At 62.7% G+C, this 21,092-nt stretch carries 12 protein-coding genes; 11 read left to right on the plus strand and 1 reads right to left on the minus strand.

Features of this window, described 5'->3' with window-relative positions:
* Positions 1–312: 312 nt before the first annotated feature.
* From rplJ to HYH07_RS27795, 6 genes are all read left to right on the plus strand, one after another.
* Positions 313–831 carry a 50S ribosomal protein L10 gene (gene rplJ / locus HYH07_RS27770; protein WP_057745888.1) on the plus strand — a complete coding sequence of 173 codons (519 nt, stop codon included), beginning with the start codon at positions 313–315 and terminating at the stop codon, positions 829–831.
* 54 nt (positions 832–885) lie between these two features.
* The gene (rplL, locus tag HYH07_RS27775; RefSeq protein WP_018647233.1) at positions 886–1,263 is read left to right on the plus strand and encodes a 50S ribosomal protein L7/L12; all 378 of its coding nucleotides are present in this window, start codon (positions 886–888) and stop codon (positions 1,261–1,263) included.
* Positions 1,264–1,780: 517 nt separating this feature from the next.
* Positions 1,781–5,905, plus strand: a complete 4,125-nt coding sequence (gene rpoB, locus HYH07_RS27780; protein ID WP_220005470.1) for a DNA-directed RNA polymerase subunit beta — start codon at positions 1,781–1,783, stop codon at positions 5,903–5,905.
* A gap of 129 nt (positions 5,906–6,034) precedes the next feature.
* Positions 6,035–10,231, plus strand: a complete 4,197-nt coding sequence (gene rpoC / locus HYH07_RS27785; protein WP_220005471.1) for a DNA-directed RNA polymerase subunit beta' — start codon at positions 6,035–6,037, stop codon at positions 10,229–10,231.
* Between the two features lie 192 nt (positions 10,232–10,423).
* The gene (locus HYH07_RS27790; protein ID WP_220005472.1) at positions 10,424–12,487 is read left to right on the plus strand and encodes an FAD-dependent oxidoreductase; all 2,064 of its coding nucleotides are present in this window, start codon (positions 10,424–10,426) and stop codon (positions 12,485–12,487) included.
* A gap of 134 nt (positions 12,488–12,621) precedes the next feature.
* Positions 12,622–14,634 (plus strand): ABC transporter ATP-binding protein, encoded by a 2,013-nt coding sequence (locus HYH07_RS27795; RefSeq protein ID WP_220005473.1) that lies wholly within the window; start codon positions 12,622–12,624, stop codon positions 14,632–14,634.
* On the opposite strand, the gene HYH07_RS27800 is transcribed toward HYH07_RS27795, so the two are convergent.
* Positions 14,571–15,800, minus strand: a complete 1,230-nt coding sequence (locus tag HYH07_RS27800) for an NAD(P)/FAD-dependent oxidoreductase (protein ID WP_220005474.1) — start codon at positions 15,798–15,800, stop codon at positions 14,571–14,573. The genes HYH07_RS27795 and HYH07_RS27800 overlap by 64 nt on opposite strands.
* Positions 15,801–16,471: 671 nt before the next feature.
* Here HYH07_RS27800 and rpsL point away from each other — a divergent pair.
* From rpsL to rpsJ, 5 genes are all read left to right on the plus strand, one after another.
* Positions 16,472–16,843, plus strand: coding sequence for a 30S ribosomal protein S12 (gene rpsL, locus HYH07_RS27805; RefSeq protein WP_007603006.1), 372 nt, complete (start codon positions 16,472–16,474; stop codon positions 16,841–16,843).
* A 15-nt stretch (positions 16,844–16,858) separates the two neighbouring features.
* Positions 16,859–17,329 carry a 30S ribosomal protein S7 gene (gene rpsG, locus HYH07_RS27810; protein ID WP_008136420.1) on the plus strand — a complete coding sequence of 157 codons (471 nt, stop codon included), beginning with the start codon at positions 16,859–16,861 and terminating at the stop codon, positions 17,327–17,329.
* 33 nt (positions 17,330–17,362) lie between these two features.
* Positions 17,363–19,435 carry an elongation factor G gene (fusA, locus tag HYH07_RS27815; RefSeq protein WP_057745506.1) on the plus strand — a complete coding sequence of 691 codons (2,073 nt, stop codon included), beginning with the start codon at positions 17,363–17,365 and terminating at the stop codon, positions 19,433–19,435.
* A 40-nt stretch (positions 19,436–19,475) separates the two neighbouring features.
* Positions 19,476–20,666, plus strand: coding sequence for an elongation factor Tu (gene tuf, locus HYH07_RS27820; protein ID WP_057745503.1), 1,191 nt, complete (start codon positions 19,476–19,478; stop codon positions 20,664–20,666).
* A gap of 85 nt (positions 20,667–20,751) precedes the next feature.
* Positions 20,752–21,060, plus strand: a complete 309-nt coding sequence (gene rpsJ, locus HYH07_RS27825; RefSeq protein ID WP_002712302.1) for a 30S ribosomal protein S10 — start codon at positions 20,752–20,754, stop codon at positions 21,058–21,060.
* Positions 21,061–21,092: the final 32 nt, after the last annotated feature.

The following is a 21,092-nucleotide window of genomic DNA, read 5'->3' on the forward strand; positions in this document are numbered from 1 at the left end:
TGGCCTCGTCCTGTCCAAGACTGCAGGCGCCCGCGGGAAATTTCGATTTCTCAACGGCTTAATCGCATGGCCTGCATAGACGGGTGAAGACCGGATTTCACTTCGCCTTCCACCTTAAGGTGGTTGCGGAACGGGTCTGGTTCGGACCTCGACACGCCGTGGGCCCTTGGGCTCCCGGAGGGCAGGCTTTGAATTGTCGTCTTGCCCGGCGCGTCCGATGGGTTTTGGCCCTGAGGTTCAGGTTTGGGCGGGACGATGGGTGCAACCCGGCGGTCCCGCTTCGCGATGACCGCCAACCGGAAAGAGCTTGCTGTGGAACGAGCGGCAAAAAAAGAGGCGGTCGAACAGCTCAATGGGGTCTTCAAGACCACGAGCGTCGCGATCGTTGCTCAATATTCCGGCCTGACCGTTGCCCAGATGCAGACCCTGCGCAAGCAGATGAAGCAGGCTGGTGCCTCGGTGAAGGTCTCGAAGAACCGTCTCGCCAAAATTGCTCTTGAAGGCACCGACGTCGTTGCCATCGGCCCCATGCTGAAGGGACCGACCGTGATCGCCACTTCGAACGATCCGGTAGCGGCGCCGAAGGTCGCCATCGAATTCGCCAAGGCGAACGAAAAGTTCGTCATCGTCGGCGGCTCGATGGGGAAGACCGTCCTGAATGTCGACGGCGTGAAGGCGCTTGCCTCGCTGCCGTCGCTTGACGAACTGCGTGGCAAGATCGTCGGCCTGCTTGTGGCCCCGGCGACCAAGCTTGCTCAGCTCGCCAACGCGCCCGCGGGCAAGCTCGCGCGCGTCATCCAGGCTCATGCCTCAAAGGGCGAAGCGGCCTGACGCCCTTCGCAAAACTCAAACCCGAACCAGACTTACACCTAAGGAAACTGAACAATGGCTGACTTGCAGAAGATCGTTGACGACCTCTCGAGCCTCACCGTGCTCGAAGCCGCTGAACTGGCCAAGCTCCTCGAAGAGAAGTGGGGCGTTTCGGCTGCCGCGGCTGTCGCCGTGGCCGGTCCGGCTGGTGGTGGCGCTGCCGCCGCTCCGGCTGAAGAGAAGACCGAGTTCACGGTCGTTCTCGCCTCCGCCGGCGAGAAGAAGATCGAGGTCATCAAGGAAGTCCGCGCCATCACCGGTCTCGGCCTCAAGGAAGCAAAGGACCTCGTCGAGGGTGCTCCGAAGCCGCTGAAGGAAGGCGTGAACAAGGAAGAAGCCGAGAAGATCAAGGCCCAGATCGAGAAGGCTGGCGCCAAGGTTGAGCTGAAGTAACACAAGTTGCTTCAGCGATGTCCCGGGCTCGCGAAGCGCGACCCGGGGATCTCGTCTCGAGATCGTGCATGGCCGGGTTAGGCCCGGCCATGCCGATCGGAAGGGACGGGGCCAGATGCAAAAGGCGTGCGACGGATCGTCCCGACGCAGGCCACACACGAAAATGTGTGGGGATTTGAGGGTTTGACCCTCGAATCTGCACTATTGTCGCCCCATATCGGGTCGGCAGCACGAAAGCGCGGTGGGCAGGGATGCCGGGTTTCCCTGTAAGCCGTTGGGAGAGCAGGCTATTTCGGGCTTTTGCAGTCCGTGAAGACGATCGTTGTGACGGGCGGGCGTGCCTATGCGCCCCGCGCGTCGTTTTGCGTTTTGAAGGTCTGAAGAACAGATTCAGGACATGACGGCCTGAACCTGGTTTTTCGGTCCCCAAAACGGGTTCGAAAAATTCAACCCGGGGGCGGCGGCAGCTGCGTTCGGACGGTTCGCCCAGATCGGGCGACGAAAATGAGAGGCCACGATGGCGCAGCAGACATTCACCGGTCGCAAACGCGTTCGCAAGTTTTTCGGACACATCAAGGAAGTCGCCGAGATGCCGAACCTCATCGAGGTTCAGAAGGCGTCCTATGACCAGTTCCTGATGGTCGATGAACCCGCGGGCGGGCGCCTCGACGAGGGCCTGCAGGCTGTGTTCCGTTCCGTATTCCCGATTTCCGACTTCTCGGGCACCTCGATGCTCGAATTCGTCCGCTACGAGTTCGAGCAGCCCAAGTATGACGTCGACGAGTGCCGCCAGCGCGGCATGACCTTCGCGGCCCCCCTCAAGGTGACGCTGCGCCTCATCGTGTTCGATATCGATGAAGAAACCGGCGCGAAGTCGGTCAAGGACATCAAGGAGCAGGACGTCTACATGGGCGACATTCCGCTCATGACGATGAACGGCACCTTCATCGTGAACGGCACCGAGCGCGTTATCGTCTCGCAGATGCACCGTTCGCCGGGCGTGTTCTTCGACCACGACAAGGGCAAGACCCATTCGTCGGGCAAGCTGCTGTTCGCTGCCCGCGTGATCCCGTATCGCGGCTCCTGGCTCGACATCGAGTTCGACGCCAAGGACATCGTCTATGCGCGTATCGACCGTCGCCGCAAGATTCCGGTGACGTCGCTGATGTTCGCCCTCGGCCTCGACGGCGAGGCGATCCTGTCCACGTTCTACAAGAAGATCCTCTACAAGCGGACCAAGGAAGGCTGGCGCGTTCCGTTCGACGCCAACCGTTTCCGCGGCTACTCGACCATCAACGACCTGATCGACGCCGACACCGGCAAGGTCGTGCTCGAGGCCGGCAAGAAGCTCACCGTCCGCGCCGCCCGCCAGCTCCAGGAGAAGGGGCTCAAGGCGCTGCGCATGTCGGATGAGGAGCTCGTCGGCAACTACCTCGCCGAGGACCTCGTCAACCCGAAGACCGGCGAGATCCACGCCGAAGCCGGAGAGGAAATCACCGACAAGTCGCTGAAGGTGCTCAACGAGCAGGGCTACAAGGAGCTGCCGCTGCTCGACATCGACCACGTCAATGTCGGTGCCTACATCCGCAACACGCTCGCGGCCGACAAGAACATGACGCGTGAGGACGCGCTGTTCGACATCTACCGCGTGATGCGTCCGGGCGAGCCGCCGACGCTGGATTCGGCGCAGGCGATGTTCCAGTCGCTGTTCTTCGACGCCGAGCGTTACGACCTCTCCGCGGTCGGCCGCGTCAAGATGAACATGCGTCTCGACCTCGATGCGCCCGACACCCAGCGCACGCTGCGCAAGGAAGACATCCTCTGCGTCATCAAGACGCTGGTGGACCTGCGCGACGGCAAGGGCGAGATCGATGACATCGACCATCTCGGCAACCGCCGTGTGCGCTCGGTCGGCGAGCTCATGGAAAACCAGTACCGCATCGGCCTGCTCCGCATGGAGCGCGCGATCAAGGAGCGCATGTCCTCGGTCGATATCGACACGGTCATGCCGCAGGACCTGATCAACGCCAAGCCGGCGGCTGCCGCCGTGCGCGAGTTCTTCGGCTCCTCGCAGCTCTCGCAGTTCATGGACCAGACCAATCCGCTCAGCGAGATCACCCACAAGCGCCGCCTCTCGGCGCTTGGACCGGGCGGTCTGACCCGCGAGCGCGCCGGCTTCGAAGTGCGCGACGTGCACCCGACGCATTACGGCCGTATCTGCCCGATCGAGACGCCGGAAGGCCCGAACATCGGTCTGATCAACTCGCTTGCGACCTTCGCGCGCGTGAACAAGTACGGCTTCGTCGAGACGCCGTATCGCAAGGTCAAGGACGGTCGCGTCACCGACGAGGTCGTGTACCTCTCGGCGATGGAGGAAGGCCGCTATTCGGTCGCGCAGGCCAACGTGCCCGTCGACGCCAAGGGCCGCTTCACCGAGGACCTCGTGGTCTGCCGCGCCAGCGGCACCCGCGACGTCGTGCCGTTGACGCCCGACAAGGTCGACTACATGGACGTGTCGCCGAAGCAGCTCGTTTCGGTCGCCGCGGCGCTGATCCCGTTCCTCGAGAACGACGACGCCAACCGCGCGCTGATGGGCTCGAACATGCAGCGCCAGGCGGTGCCTTTGGTTCGCGCCGAGGCGCCGTTCGTCGGCACCGGCATGGAAGGCGTGGTTGCGCGTGACTCGGGTGCAGCGATCGCGGCGCGCCGTTCCGGCGTGATCGACCAGATCGACGCGACCCGCGTCGTTATCCGTGCAACGGAAGATCTCGATCCGACCAAGTCGGGCGTCGATATCTACCGTCTGATGAAGTACCAGCGCTCCAACCAGTCGACCTGCATCAACCAGCGTCCGCTGGTGAAGGTCGGCGACATCGTCAAGAAGGGCGACATCATCGCTGACGGTCCGTCGACCGATCTCGGCGAGCTCGCTCTGGGGCGCAACGTGCTCGTCGCGTTCATGCCGTGGAACGGCTACAACTTCGAAGACTCGATCCTGCTCTCCGAGCGGATCGTGAAGGAAGACGTCTTCACCTCGATCCACATCGAGGAGTTCGAGGTGATGGCGCGCGACACCAAGCTCGGGCCTGAGGAAATCACCCGCGACATTCCGAACGTCTCGGAAGAAGCGCTGAAGAACCTCGACGAAGCCGGTATCGTCTACATCGGCGCGGAAGTGCGTGCGGGCGACATCCTGGTCGGCAAGATCACGCCGAAGGGCGAGAGCCCGATGACGCCGGAAGAAAAGCTGCTGCGCGCCATCTTCGGCGAAAAGGCCTCCGACGTTCGCGACACCTCGCTGCGCGTCCCCCCGGGCGTGCAGGGCACGATCGTGGAAGTCCGCGTGTTCAACCGCCACGGCGTCGACAAGGACGAGCGTGCGCTGGCGATCGAGCGGGAAGAGATCGAGCGTCTGGCCAAGGACCGCGACGACGAGCAGGCGATCCTGGACCGCAACGTCTACAACCGTCTCGCCGAGCTCCTCGAGGGGCGGCAGGGCATTGCCGGTCCCAAGGGCTTCAAGAAGGACACCAAGATCACCCGTGCGGTGCTCGAGGAGTACCCAAAGTCGCAGTGGTGGCTGTTCGCTTCGCCAAACGACAAGCTGATGGCCGAGATCGAGGCCATGCGGAAGCAATACGACGAGTCGAAGAAGGGGCTGGAACAGCGCTTCCTCGACAAGGTCGAGAAGCTTCAGCGCGGTGACGAATTGCCGCCCGGCGTGATGAAGATGGTCAAGGTCTTCGTCGCGGTGAAGCGCAAGATCCAGCCCGGCGACAAGATGGCCGGCCGCCACGGCAACAAGGGCGTGGTGTCGAAGATCGTGCCGATCGAGGACATGCCGTTCCTCGAGGACGGCACGCACGCCGACATCGTGCTCAATCCGCTCGGCGTGCCCTCGCGCATGAACGTCGGACAGATCCTCGAGACGCATCTCGGCTGGGCTTGCGCCGGCCTCGGCAAGCGTATCGGCCAGACGGTCGATGCTTACCTGTCGAAGCAGGACATCAAGCCGCTGAAGGAAACCTTGAAGAAGGTCTACGGCGAGGACGAGACCATCAAGTCGCTCAACGACAACGAGCTGCTTGAACTCGGCCATAATCTGAGCCGCGGCGTGCCGATCGCGACGCCGGTGTTCGATGGTGCCAAGGAGACCGATATCGAGGAGATGCTGAAGCTCGCGGGTCTGGACGCTTCGGGTCAGTCGACCGTCTATGACGGCCGCACTGGCGACGCCTTCGATCGCAAGGTGACGGTGGGCTACATCTACATGCTCAAGCTGCACCATCTCGTGGACGACAAGATCCACGCGCGTTCGATCGGTCCGTACTCGCTCGTCACCCAGCAGCCGCTGGGCGGCAAGGCGCAGTTCGGCGGCCAGCGTTTCGGCGAAATGGAGGTGTGGGCGCTCGAAGCTTACGGCGCGGCCTACACGCTCCAGGAAATGCTGACCGTGAAGTCGGACGACGTCGCCGGCCGTACCAAGGTGTACGAGGCGATCGTGCGTGGCGACGACACCTTCGAGGCCGGTATTCCGGAATCGTTCAACGTGCTGGTCAAGGAAATGCGCTCGCTCGGCCTCAACGTCGACCTGCACAATTCCAAGATGGGTCCGGCGCCGACGTCGGAAGCGGCCGAGTAACACGACCTTTCATGCCCGGCCATCGCGGCCGGGCATTGGCGCCCTTTCCGATGCCTTGAGGGCAGGGCGCCCCGCTCGAGTGATTTTCGAATTTGCGGCCGGAGGCGACCGGTACGCGAGGAGAAGACGATGAACCAAGAAATTATGAATCTCTTTAATCCGACGACGCCGGCTCAGGTCTTCGACCAGATCCGGATCTCGATCGCGTCCCCGGAGAAGATTCTGTCCTGGTCCTACGGCGAGATCAAGAAGCCGGAGACCATCAACTATCGCACCTTCAAGCCCGAGCGCGACGGCCTGTTCTGCGCCCGCATCTTCGGGCCGATCAAGGATTACGAGTGCTTGTGCGGCAAGTACAAGCGCATGAAGTACAAGGGCATCATCTGCGAGAAGTGCTCGGTCGAGGTCACGCTGTCGCGCGTCCGGCGCGAGCGCATGGGCCACATCGAGCTCGCGGCGCCCGTTGCCCACATCTGGTTCCTGAAGTCGCTGCCCTCGCGCATCGGCCTTCTGCTCGACATGACGCTGAAGGATCTCGAGCGGATCCTGTACTTCGAATATTACGTCGTGCTGGAGCCGGGCCTCACCGCGCTGAAGGACCGTCAGCTGCTGTCGGAAGACGAGTATCTGAAGGCGCAGGACGAGTACGGCCAGGACAGCTTCACCGCCATGATCGGCGCCGAGGCGATCCGCGAGCTGCTCAAGGGCATGGACCTCGAGAAGCTCGAGCTCAGCTTGCGTGCCGAGATGCAGGAGACCGACTCCGACATCAAGCACAAGAAGCTCGCCAAGCGCCTGAAGATCGTCGAGGCCTTCCGCCACTCCGGCAACAAGCCGGAATGGATGATCCTGACCGTCGTTCCCGTGATCCCGCCGGACCTGCGTCCGCTGGTGCCGCTGGACGGCGGCCGCTTCGCGACCTCCGACCTCAACGACCTCTATCGCCGCGTCATCAACCGCAACAACCGCTTGAAGCGGCTGATGGAGCTGCGCGCGCCCGACATCATCATCCGCAACGAGAAGCGCATGCTTCAGGAAGCGGTCGATGCGCTGTTCGACAACGGTCGTCGCGGCCGCGTCATCACGGGTGCCAACAAGCGCCCGCTGAAGTCGCTCGCCGACATGCTGAAGGGCAAGCAGGGCCGTTTCCGTCAGAACCTGCTCGGCAAGCGCGTCGACTATTCGGGCCGTTCGGTGATCGTGGTCGGTCCCGAGCTGCGCCTGCATCAGTGCGGCCTGCCGAAGAAGATGGCGCTCGAGCTGTTCAAGCCGTTCATCTATTCCCGGCTTGACGCCAAGGGCCTGTCCACCACCGTGAAGCAGGCGAAGAAGCTGGTCGAGAAGGAGCGGCCCGAGGTCTGGGACATCCTGGACGAGGTCATCCGCGAGCATCCGGTGCTGCTCAACCGCGCGCCGACGCTGCATCGTCTGGGCATCCAGGCGTTCGAGCCGGTGCTGATCGAGGGCAAGGCGATCCAGCTTCACCCGCTGGTCTGCTCGGCGTTCAACGCCGACTTCGACGGTGACCAGATGGCCGTGCACGTTCCGCTGTCGCTCGAAGCGCAGCTGGAAGCGCGCGTCCTGATGATGTCGACCAACAACATCCTGCATCCGGCGAACGGCCAGCCGATCATCGTGCCGTCGCAGGACATCGTGCTCGGTCTCTACTACGTCTCGATCATGCGCGAAGGCCTGCCCGGCGAGGGCAAGCTGTTCGGCGACATGGCCGAGCTCGAGCACGCCCTGCATGCGAAGGTCATCCACCTCCACACCAAGATCAAGTACCGGTGGGAAGGCATGGACGAGACCGGCAAGGTCTCCAAGCGCTGGATCGAGACCACCGCCGGCCGCGTCATGCTCGGCAATCTGCTGCCGAAGAACCCGCGCATCTCGTACGAGATCATCAACAAGCTGATGACCAAGCGCGAGATCTCGGGCGTCATCGACCAGGTCTATCGTCACTGCGGCCAGAAGGAGACTGTGATCTTCTGCGACCGCATCATGGCGCTCGGCTTCTACAACGCGTTCAAGGCCGGCATCTCGTTCGGCAAGGACGACATGGTCGTGCCGCACGGCAAGTGGAAGATCGTCGACACCACCCGTACGCTGGCGAAGGATTTCGAGCAGCAGTACAACGACGGTCTGATCACCCATGGCGAGAAGTACAACAAGGTCGTCGACGCCTGGTCGAAGGCCACGGAAGAAATCGCCAAGGCGATGATGAAGGAAATCTCCGCCACCAAGAAGACGGCGAGCGGAGCCGATGCCGACATCAACTCGATCTACATGATGGCTCACTCCGGTGCCCGCGGTTCGCCGGCCCAGATGCGCCAGCTCGCCGGCATGCGCGGCCTGATGGCCAAGCCGTCGGGTGAGATCATCGAGACGCCGATCATCTCGAACTTCAAGGAAGGCCTCTCGGTGCTCGAGTACTTCAACTCGACCCACGGCGCCCGCAAGGGCCTCGCGGACACCGCGTTGAAGACCGCGAACTCGGGCTACCTGACCCGTCGTCTGGTCGACGTCGCGCAGGACTGCATCATCACGCAGTCCGATTGCGGCACCAAGCTCGGCATCAAGATGCGCGCCATCGTCGATGCCGGCACCGTGGTCGCTTCGCTCGGCTCGCGCATCCTCGGACGCACGGCCTGCGAAGACATCAAGGACGCTTCGGGCAAGGTGATCATCAAGCGCGATACGCTGATGGAAGAGAGCCATCTGGAGGCCATCCAGCAGGGCGGCGTTCAGGAGGTGAAGATCCGCTCGGCGCTGACCTGCGAGCTCGTCAACGGCATCTGCGGCAAGTGCTACGGCCGCGACCTCGCCCGCGGCACACCGGTCAACCACGGCGAAGCGGTCGGCGTCATCGCGGCGCAGTCGATCGGCGAGCCGGGCACCCAGCTCACCATGCGCACCTTCCACATCGGTGGTGCGGCGCAGCTCAATGAGCAGTCGTTCGTCGAAGCCAATTTCGACGGCAAGATCGTGATCCGGAACAAGGCCATCGCCCGCAACAGCGAAGGTCACCTGATCGCGATGGTGCGCAACATGGTGGTTGCGGTGGTCGATGCCGACGGCACTGAGCGCGCGACGCACCGTGTCCAGTACGGCTCGCGCCTGCACGTCGACGACGGCGACATGGTCAAGCGCGGCCAGCGCATCGTCGAGTGGGACCCGTACACCCGTCCGCTTCTCACCGAAGTTGAGGGCACCATCGGCTTCGAGGATCTGGTCGAGGGCCAGTCGATCTCGGAAACGCTGGACGAGGCCACCGGTATTGCCAAGCGCGTGGTCATCGACTGGCGCTCGACCCGCGGCGGCTCGGACCTGCGTCCGGCCATCGTGGTGAAGGGCAAGGACGGCAAGGTGCTCAAGCTCGCCCGTGGCGGCGATGCCCGCTACATGCTGTCGGTCGACGCCATTCTCTCGGTCGACGTCGGAGCCAAGGTCAACCCGGGTGACATCCTCGCCCGTGTCTCGACCGAAAGCGCCAAGACGCGTGACATCACCGGCGGTCTGCCGCGGGTGGCGGAACTGTTCGAGGCACGGCGTCCGAAGGATGCGGCGATCATCGCCGAAATCGCGGGCACCATCCGGTTCGGACGCGACTACAAGAACAAGCGCCGCATCTCGATCGAGCCGATGGACAAGACCGACGAGCCGCGCGAGTACCTGATCCCGAAGGGCAAGCACATCCACCTTCAGGACGGTGACATCGTCGAAAAGGGCGACTTCATCGTTGAAGGCAACCCGGCGCCGCACGACATCCTTGCGGTCAAGGGCATCGAGGAACTGGCGGCCTATCTGGTCAACGAAATCCAGGAGGTCTACCGGCTCCAGGGCGTGCTCATCAACGACAAGCACATCGAGGTGATTGTCCGTCAGATGCTCCAGAAGGTGGAAATCACCGACCAGGGCGACACGGACATGATCTCCGGCGAGCAGGTCGACAAGATCGAGTTCGACGCGCTGAACGAGAAGGCCAAGGAAGAGGGCAAGAAGCCCGCCACGGGTACGCCGGTTCTGCTCGGCATCACCAAGGCGAGCCTGCAGACCCGCTCCTTCTTCTCGGCGGCCTCGTTCCAGGAGACCACTCGCGTCCTCACGGAAGCGGCGGTCAACGGCAAGATCGATCCGCTCGAAGGCCTCAAGGAGAACGTCATCGTCGGCCGGCTGATCCCGGCAGGCACCGGCGCCTCCATGGCCAAGATCCGCGAAGTCGCCATGAAGCGCGACAAGCTGATCCTGGACGAACGCGAGAAGCAGGCGGCTGTCGTGTCGCCGGCGCCGGAGGCGGAGCTTCCTGCGCTCCCGCCCGCGGAATAATAGCTCCTCCGTACGATTACTGAGGATAACGGAAAGGCCGGCTTTTGCCGGCCTTTTTGTTGCTTTCTCCGTCTGCTGCGATGCGGGATCAACCTTTGTTCATCTTTCCTTCAGCCTGAAAAGCGCTTCTGCTAAGGGAGCTTAGACCGGTGGTCCCGTGACGGGGGCAGGGCCGGAGACCACGGAACTCACATGCTTGATCTCGCAATCGTAGGCGGCGGCCCCGGCGGGCTGATGAGCGCCTGGTATCTGAAGCGTAAGCTCGGCGATCTCTGCCGCATCACCATCTTCGAGGCCTCCGACCGGCTCGGTGGCAAGATCGTCACGCGCAAATTCGATTCCGCGCCGGCGATGTATGAGGCCGGCGTTGCGGAGATCTACGACTACTCGATGACGGGCCCGGATCCGCTGCGCGAGCTGATCCAGCATTTCGGCCTGCAGACCATTCCGATGGACGCCGAGCAGGTGCAGTTCGGCGGTGAGCTGCTCGACGACGTCGCCGGCATGCGCCGCAAATACGGCGCCAAGACCGCAGCGGCAATCGAGGCGTTCCGCAAGCGCTGCACCGAAGTGATGTCACCGATCGAATATTACGAGGGCGTCGGCGCGCACGACAACGAGAACCCCTGGGCCTACAAGACCGCCGAACAGGTGCTCGACGAGGAGGTCGAGGACGAGACCGCAAAGCGCTTCTTCAAGGTGATGGCGCGTTCGGACATCGCGACCGAAAGCCACAACACCAACGGCCTCAACGCGCTCAAGAACTATCTGATGGATGTCGACGGCTATATCGGCCTCTACTCCATCCAGAACGGCAACGAGCAGCTGATCGAGTGCCTGCAGTCCGAGGTCAACGCCGACATCCAGCTCAATCATCGCGTGCTCGCCGTCGGCAAGGCGCCGACCGGCCGCTATCAGCTGAAGATGATGAACGGGAAGGGGCCGGAGACGCGCGACTTCGATCTCGTGCTGGTCTGCCTGCCGCATTCCTGGCTCTCCACGATGGGCTGGGAAGGCGAGCAGCTGCGCAAGTCGATGGTCAAGCACGTCGCTTATTTCGACCGTCCCGCGCATTATTTGCGCGTCTCGATCCTGTTCGATAGCCCGTTCTGGGGCGACATGATTCCCGGCGCCTGGTTCATGTCGGAAGCCTTTGGCGGCTGCTGCGTCTATAACGAGGGCGCGCGCCACGACGTCGGCAAGCACGGCGTGTTGAACTGGCTGATTCCCGGCTCCGATGCGCTCGCCTTCGCCAATCTGTCTGACCAGGAGCTGATCGACGCCGCGCTGAAATCGCTCCCAGCCTCGCTCGGCGATGCCCGTGCGCACTTCATGGAAGGCAAGATCCACCGCTGGCTGTCCTCGGTCAATGCGATACCGGGCGGTCTGCCCGTGCGCGACGTCATGACCAATCACCGGCCCGAGCCGAAGGAACATCCTGGGATCGTCGTGGTCGGCGACTATCTGTTCGATTCCACGCTGAACGGCCTGCTCGATTCCTCGGATGCGGCGACCGACATCATCCTGACCGAGATGATGCGGCTGCGCCGTGAGCGCGCGCAGCAAAAGGGCGAGCCGATCTCCGACAAGATCGATCGCGACTATTTCGAGAATTATCGCGGCCTCGGCCCCTATAGCGAGGCGTGGAGCCACTTCACCGATCCCGACTATCTGACCAAGCTGATCGGCATTGTCTGGGGCAGGGCCAAGGGCACAAAGCTCCTGGTCGCGGGCTCCGCCAGCGGCGAGCTTGTCGGCGCGCTGCGCGAGCGCGGCATCGATGCCTTCGGCATCGAGAACAACCGCGCCATCCACGCCAGGACGCCGAAGGCGCTGAAGAAGTACAACAAACTCGGCTCGATCACCGACATGCCCTTCAAGGATGGCTCGTTCGATTTCGTGTTCGAGACCTGCCTCTGTCACATTGCCCCGAAGCAGGTGGTCCGCGCGATCCGTGAGCTCAACCGCGTGGTCAAGACCGGACTCGTGTTCGGCTCGGTCACCTCGGACATGGCCCCAGCCGTGATCGACCGCTATGACCTCCTGCGCGGGGTCAAGAAGCTCGGCACGTGGTGGGAATGGTCCGAGCTGTTCTTCGGCAACGGCTTCGACCTGTCGATGCACCGCAAGGATTGCACCGATGCGCTCTGGACCGCGACGCTCGCCGCAGGCAAGGGCCCGGGCCAGTGGTATGCCGACGCCGACAGCTTGCGCTATTCCTTCTTCGACAAGGTCGAGGACGAAGACGACGACTAGCATTTCAAGGCGGAATGAATTCGCCAATTGCTTTGCCGAATTCATCCTGATCGCATAGAATCGGTGCAAATAGCGGTTTCCGCTATTTTCTGCTTTCTCTGCGGTCATGCCGGCCGTCAGCATCGGTTGGTTTCATGGCGTCCAGGCCCGTTTCTCCCGACAAACAGAAGCTCGCCGCGCAAGAGGCGGCCGAGCTCGACGACAAGCTCGCCTCCAGCATCAAGCCGGACCTCGAAGACGACGAGGACGACGAAGACGAGGATGATGACGAGCTTGAGCTCGACGATGACGATGATGATGAGGATCTCGTCGTCTTCACTGCGCGCGAAGCCGCCGGCGCGCTCGCGACCATCCTGGGTTTCGTCAAGCCCTTCCTGTCCAACTACAAGCGCATCCTGGGCTATGTGGCGTTCGGCGTTCTGGTCGAGACGCTGTTCAACGTCATCATGCCCCTCAGCCTGAAGTTCCTGATCGACGACGCGCTCGGCGAGGAGGATTTCCAGGCGCTGTACAAGATCCTCGGCGTGCTCGCGGCCGCCGGTATCTTCACGTCGATCGTCGCGGTCTGGTACGAACGCTGGGACGCGCGGCTCGCCGCCTGCGTCATCTCCGATGTCCGCAAACGCCTGTTCGAGCACGTTCAGGACCTGCCCGCCGCCTATTTCGGCCGCACCAAGCGCGGCGAGATCCTGTCGCGCTTCTCGGTCGACCTCTCGGCCTTCGAAGGCTCGGTCAAAACCTTCACCAACAGCGCCGCGCTGCCGTTCCTGGAGTTGATCGCCGGCATTATCCTGATGCTGTTCCTGAACTGGCAGCTCGCAGTCGTCGCGCTGCTGGTGTTCCCGATCACGCTGATCGGTCCACGTATCCTGACGCCGAAGGCGGTGCAGGCCAATTACGAGCAGAAGCTCAACGAAAGTGCGCTGCTCGGCATGGTCCAGGAGAACGTGGCGGCGCAGGCCGTGATCAAGGCCTTCAGCCTGCAACGCAAGATGTTCGGTTTCTTCAGCTTCCGCAACGACGAGACCCGCAACAAGATCGCGGCTGCCGGGTTCCTGTCGACGATGGTGGAGCGCACCGTCACCATCTCGGTGCTGTTGCTGCACCTCGTCGTGCTCGCGATCGGCGCTTATCTGGCCACCAAGGGCCAGATCACCATCGGAACTTTCGTCACTTTCGAGAGCGCATTCTGGGAGGTCTCCTACAACATCGCCCATGTGATGCACTTCATCCCGGTGTCGATCTCCTCGGCCGCCGCGATCCGCCATATGCAGGAGTTGCTGGACGAGCCCACCCGCGCTGCCGACCGTCCCGGCGCGCCCGATCTGCCGCGCATCACCCACGACATCACCTTCGACCACGTGACGTTCCAGTACGAGGGCGCGCAGACTCCGGTGCTGGACAATCTCAGCCTCAGGCTCAACGCCGGCAAGCGCATCGCCATTGTCGGCCCCTCGGGCTCCGGCAAGAGCACGCTGCTCAACCTGATCCTGCGGCTCTACGTGCCGGACGAGGGCCGCGTCACCATCGACGGTGTCGACGTCCGCAAGGTGACGCGGGATTCGCTGCGCCGGAGCATGGCGGTGGTGTTCCAGGAGAACATGCTGTTCAACATGTCGATCCGCGAGAACATCCGGCTCGGCAAGGAGGGCGCGACCGATGATGAGGTGGAGGAGGCGGCCAAGAAGGCCGAGATCCACCGCTACATCATGAGCCTGCCGCAGCGCTACGACACCCCGGTCGGCGAGCGCGGTGATACACTCTCAGGCGGCCAGCGCCAGCGCATTGCGATCGCGCGCGCGGTCATCCGCAATCCGTCCGTGCTGCTGCTCGACGAGGCGACCTCGGCGCTCGACCAGACCACGGAGGCCGCGATCAACCGCACGTTGCTGAAGGTCGCCAAGGGCCGCACCATGATCTGGTCGACCCATCGCCTGACGTCGGTGGTCGAGATGGACGAGATCATCGTGATTTCAGGGGGCAGGGCGATCGAGCGCGGTTCGCATGCCGATCTGCTCGCCAAGAACGGCACCTATCGCAAGCTGTGGAACGACCAGATCCACCAGCCGCACGGCGTGGCCGCTCAGGCTGACGATGACAGTGATGACGACGAGGACGATGAGGACCTCGACGAGGACGAGGAGTGACCGAGGAAGTTCGGCTCCAGGTCGACAGCGCCTCCGAGCCGCCGCAATAATCCCTGGGTCGACCAAGCCATGAAACGCGCCCAGCGCTGCGCTGTCCAGTAGGGGCTCGTCGCAATCGAAACCGAGCGGAAGTCGAAGGCTTTCGCCGCCGACCATTCATCGCAGGCCTGCTTGACGGGATCAGCGTAGAAGGCGGCGATCTTGTTCGCATCCATCCCGTCCGACGCCAGCCATTGCGGGATATAGATGTTGCAGAGTCGCTCGACGTCCGTGAACACCTTGTCGCAACCCGTGCCCGCAGCCGGGCAGGAGGTTGCGTAGGCATCGCCCGCCAGCACCACGCCGGGTTGATCGCTGGCATTGTTCACATAGAGATCGACCGGGCGAATCTTCACCTCGCCCAAGATGTCGAAGGCGCCGGTGATGCACTTGAGCCGCGGCAGGGCGGCGTTCAAGGTCTCGGCCGGCGCGCGGCGGAATTCGTCCAGCCAGGGATCGTCAAAGCTGCGATAGACGAACAGATTGGCCCGCATCCGCGTGCCGATCGGAAACAGCGAGATGTAGGCAATACGGTCGCTCGGCTGCTCGGAGGAATAAGTCAGCGCCGGGAAGTCGAACGCGTTCCGCCCGGCCGGCGCCACATCGAACCCGATCGAGATCGAATGGCAGGCGCTGATGATGTTTCTGCTGATGCCGAGCTGGTGCCGCAAGCCGACATTCAGACCGTTGGTGAGCACGACAAGGCGGGCGGAAATCGTCTCGTCATTGGCGAGCGCTACCCTCTGCCGTTCGGGGCTGGTCTCGACCGATACCGCCTTGGTCCAGATTCGCTCGACGGTGCCGGGAATCTCGTCCCGGATCGCGTTGACCAGGGAATCATAGAGGAGGTTGAACTGCCGGCTCGGCGCCTTGTCGAGCAGATGGCCGAACCGTGCGATCCAGTTCTTGCCGGAGAAAGTCGCGCGGCGCAGCACTGAGTCGGCGATTCCCGTGCGCTGGAATCGCTCGAGCTGCGCGTGACCGCTGAGCTTCTCGACACGAAAATCGGCCGGATAGGTCTCGCGCGGGTCGATCAGCACGGCTGAAGCGCCGGCACGCCCGAGCATTGCGGCGGCGGTCGAGCCGGCAAGTCCCCCGCCAATGATGGCAATATCGGTGTACCGCATCGCGCTTGCCTCTGCCGAAAGTGGGCAGATTGACGCGTGAACAGAAAAAAAGCCTTAGCGTTGGTTATAAAAGTACATTTAATCCGGGTAAAAATTGGTCTGAGGCTGGCGGAGCAGGGGCTTCGTTCCCATATCCGGGATGCGCTGTGAGGGCGCCCACAGGCAATTTCTGAAGGCGCGAGAAGCGCTTTGTGACTGTGGTTTCGCCTTGACTTGAACGATTCTCACTTATAGAAAGCGCCTCACTTAACGACAGGCGGTGAGCATCGCCAACGTCGGAACGGGCTACCCGTTTGATCCCTGAGGGGTCGCAAAGACGGGCACCAACCTCGACGAATGCCGCTCAAACGCTGTCGATAATAGCTAGGCAATGCCAGTGCGATTTTAGGTCTTCCGAGCATGTTCTCGCGAGGCCGAATTCGGATGCATGACCTCGGTGCGCGGGCCGTCGCTTTACGCTGATCGGCCCAAAGACTGCGGTCCTCTGTGGCGTCGAAGCGCTTTCCGCTCAGCGATGGAGCGGTTGGCGCGATTTCGCTTTGTGCGGATTGTTCCCGTGCGAGGCGGCCTCGTCGGGCGGGTAGCGCGACAAGAATTTGCGGTCCCGGCAACGGGCTCGCGGCAAGACAGCGGACCCGTAAGGGGCTGCGATAACAAAGGGTAAGGCCAGGATGCCGACGATCAACCAGCTGATCGCTCAACCGCGTGAAGTGCAGAAGTCGCGCAAGAAGGTGCCAGCGCTGCAGCAGTCGCCGCAGAAGCGTGGCGTTTGCACGCGCGTCTACACCACGACCCCGAAGAAGCCGAACTCGGCGCTTCGTAAGGTCGCCAAGGTGCGTCTGACCAACGGTTTCGAGGTGATCGGCTACATCCCGGGTGAGGGCCATAACCTTCAGGAGCACTCGGTGGTCATGATCCGCGGCGGCCGCGTCAAGGACTTGCCCGGCGTGCGCTACCACATCCTCCGCGGCGTTCTGGATACCCAGGGCGTCAAGAACCGTAAGCAGCGTCGTTCGAAGTACGGCGCGAAGCGTCCGAAGTAAGCGGGAACCAGCTCAATGTCTCGTCGCCACTCAGCGGAAAAGCGCGAAGTTCTTCCCGATCCGAAGTTCGGGAACATCATCGTCACGAAGTTCATGAACTCGGTGATGTACGCCGGCAAGAAGTCGGTCGCGGAAGGCATCGTCTACGGTGCGTTCGGCATCATCGAATCCAAGACCAAGCAGAACCCGCTCGGCGTGTTCGAGCAGGCGCTCGAGAACGTCATGCCGACGATCGAGGTGCGGTCCCGCCGCGTCGGCGGTGCGACCTATCAGGTTCCGGTCGAAGTTCGCTCGACCCGCCGTCAGGCGCTGGGCATCCGCTGGCTGATCTCGGCTGCACGCGAGCGCAACGAGAAGACCATGACCGAGCGCCTCTCGGCAGAGCTGCTGGACGCATCGAACAACCGCGGGAACGCCGTCAAGAAGCGTGAAGACGTGCACCGGATGGCAGAAGCCAACCGCGCCTTCTCGCATTATCGCTGGTAACGGCGAACCAAACGGACTCGCAAGGAACACCCCATGCCCCGCCAACATGCCATCGAGGACTACCGTAACTTCGGTATCATGGCGCATATCGACGCCGGCAAGACGACGACGACCGAGCGCATCCTCTATTATACCGGCAAAAGCCACAAGATCGGCGAAGTGCACGAAGGTGCCGCGACGATGGACTGGATGGAGCAGGAGCAGGAGCGTGGCATCACGATCACCTCGGCTGCGACCACCGCGTTCTGGAATGGCAAGCGCCTGAACATCATCGACACTCCCGGCCACGTCGACTTCACCATCGAAGTCGAGCGCAGCTTGCGCGTGCTCGACGGCGCCGTCTGCGTGCTCGACTCGAACCAGGGTGTTGAGCCCCAGACCGAGACCGTCTGGCGCCAGGGCGACAAGTACAAGGTTCCGCGCATCGTCTTCGCCAACAAGATGGACAAGATCGGTGCCGACTTCTTCAAATGTCTGGCCGACATCGTCGACCGTCTGGGTGCCAAGCCCGTCGCGATCCAGCTTCCGATCGGTGCCGAGAACAACTTCAAGGGTCTCGTCGACCTCGTGAAGATGAAGGGCGTCGTCTGGAACGACGAGTCGCTCGGTGCGAAGTTCGACTATGTCGACATTCCGGAAGACCTCGTCGACCAGGCCAAGGAATACCGCGAGAAGATGGTGGAAGCCGCCGTCGAGCTCGACGACGACGCCATGGCCGCTTACCTCGACGGCAAGGAGCCGGACGAGGCGACCCTGAAGCGCCTGATCCGCAAGGCGGTGCTGACCGGCGCGTTCTATCCCGTGCTGTGCGGCTCGGCCTTCAAGAACAAGGGCGTGCAGCCGCTGCTCGACGCGGTCGTCGACTATCTGCCGTCGCCGCTCGACGTGCCTGCGATCAAGGGCACCGACGACAAGGGCAACGAGGTCGTGCGCAAGGCGGACGACAAGGAGCCGCTGGCTCTGCTCGCGTTCAAGATCATGGACGACCCGTTCGTCGGCACCATCACCTTCTGCCGCATCTACTCCGGCGTTCTGCAGAGCGGCACCGGCGTCGTGAACTCGACCCGCGAGAAGAAGGAGCGCATCGGGCGCATGCTCTTGATGCATGCGAACAACCGCGAAGACATCAAGGAAGCCTATGCCGGCGACATCGTCGCGCTGGCCGGCCTGAAGGAAGCGCGCACCGGTGACACGTTGTGCGATCCCGACAAGCAGGTGATCCTGGAGAAGATGGAATTCCCCGAGCCGGTCATCGAGATCGCGATCGAGCCGAAGTCCAAGGCCGACCAGGAGAAGCTGGGCGTGGCGCTGGCCAAGCTCGCCGCGGAGGATCCGTCCTTCCGGGTGTCGACCGACCACGAGTCCGGCCAGACCATCCTCAAGGGCATGGGCGAACTCCACCTCGACATCAAGGTCGACATCCTCAAGCGTACCTACAAGGTCGATGCCAACATCGGCGCGCCGCAGGTGGCGTTCCGCGAGCGCATCACCAAGCGCGTCGAGCACAGCTACACCCACAAGAAGCAGACCGGCGGTACCGGCCAGTTCGCGGCCGTATCGTTCATCGTCGAGCCGAATGAGCCCGGCAAGGGCTACGAGTTCGAATCGAAGATCGTCGGCGGCGCGGTGCCGAAGGAATACATTCCCGGCGTCGAGAAGGGTCTGGAGAGCGTGCTGTCGTCCGGCGTGGTCGCGGGCTTCCCCGTGGTCGACGTCAAGGTGACGCTCGTCGACGGCAAGTATCACGACGTTGACTCGTCGGCGCTGGCCTTCGAAATCGCTTCGCGCGCCTGCTTCCGCGAAGCGCTGCAGATGGGCAAGTCCGTACTGCTCGAGCCGATCATGAAGGTCGAAGTGGTGACCCCGGAGGACTATACCGGTTCGGTCATCGGCGACCTGAATTCCCGGCGCGGTCAGATCCAGGGCCAGGACATGCGCGGCAACGCCAACGTCATCAATGCGATGGTGCCGCTCATGAACATGTTCGGTTACGTGAACAACCTGCGCTCGATGAGCCAGGGCCGCGCGACCTTCACCATGCAGTTCGATCACTACGCAGAAGCGCCGGCCAACGTGTCGGCGGAAGTCCAAAAGAAGTTTGCCTGATTGTCGTCGGTCTAGAGCTGACGATTGAACGGAGAGTCAAATGGCCAAAGCAAAGTTTGAACGTACCAAGCCGCACTGCAACATCGGCACCATCGGTCACGTCGACCATGGCAAGACGTCGCTGACCGCGGCGATCACCAAGGTTCTCGCCGAAGCCGGCGGTGCGACGTTCACCGCGTACGACCAGATCGACAAGGCGCCGGAAGAGAAGGCGCGCGGCATCACCATCTCGACCGCGCACGTCGAGTACGAGACGCCGAACCGCCACTACGCGCACGTCGACTGCCCCGGCCACGCCGACTACGTGAAGAACATGATCACCGGCGCCGCCCAGATGGACGGTGCGATCCTGGTCGTGTCGGCTGCTGACGGCCCGATGCCGCAGACCCGCGAGCACATCCTGCTCGCCCGCCAGGTCGGCGTGCCCGCGCTCGTCGTGTTCCTCAACAAGTGCGACATGGTCGACGATCCGGAGCTGCTCGAACTCGTCGAGCTCGAGGTTCGCGAGCTGCTCTCCAAGTACGACTTCCCGGGCGACAAGATCCCGATCATCAAGGGTTCGGCTCTCGCCGCCCTCGAAGATTCGGACAAGAAGCTGGGCCACGACGCCATCCTCGAGCTGATGAAGAACGTCGACAGCTACATCCCGCAGCCGGAGCGTCCGATCGACCAGCCGTTCCTGATGCCGGTTGAAGACGTGTTCTCGATCTCGGGCCGCGGCACCGTCGTGACCGGCCGTGTCGAGCGCGGCGTCGTCAAGGTCGGCGAGGAAATCGAGATCGTCGGTCTCCGCGCCACCCAGAAGACCACCGTCACCGGCGTCGAAATGTTCCGCAAGCTGCTCGATCAGGGCCAGGCCGGCGACAACATCGGTGCGCTGCTCCGCGGTACCAAGCGTGAAGACGTCGAGCGCGGCCAGGTGCTGTGCAAGCCGGGTTCGGTCAAGCCGCACACCAAGTTCAAGGCCGAGGCTTACATCCTCACCAAGGAAGAGGGCGGTCGCCACACCCCGTTCTTCACCAACTATCGTCCGCAGTTCTACTTCCGCACCACCGACGTGACCGGTGTCGTGCATCTGCCGGAAGGTACCGAGATGGTGATGCCGGGCGACAACATCGCGATGGAAGTGCACCTGATCGTGCCGATCGCGATGGAAGAGAAGCTGCGCTTCGCGATCCGCGAAGGTGGCCGCACCGTCGGCGCCGGCGTCGTCGCCTCGATCATCGAGTAAATACGAGAATAGGGATTGGCGGGTAGCGAATGGGGACATTCGCTATTCGCTATTCGCCACCCCCCACTAAAGAGAGACCACGGCAATGAACGGCCAAAACATTCGTATCCGTCTCAAGGCGTTCGACCATCGTATCCTCGATACGTCGACCCGCGAGATCGTGAACACGGCGAAGCGCACCGGTGCGCAGGTCCGCGGACCCATTCCGCTGCCCACCCGCATCGAGAAGTTCACCGTCAACCGTTCGCCGCACGTCGACAAGAAGAGCCGCGAACAGTTCGAGATGCGCACTCACAAGCGCCTGCTCGACATCGTCGATCCGACCCCGCAGACCGTCGATGCTTTGATGAAGCTCGACCTGGCCGCCGGTGTCGACGTCGAGATCAAGCTCTAAGATTTTGGATCACGTTCGCACCTAGCGGACAG

The sequence above is a fragment of the Bradyrhizobium sp. BR 10261 genome, assembly GCF_019455395.1.
In the GTDB taxonomy this organism is placed as follows: Bacteria; Pseudomonadota; Alphaproteobacteria; order Rhizobiales; family Xanthobacteraceae; genus Bradyrhizobium; species Bradyrhizobium manausense.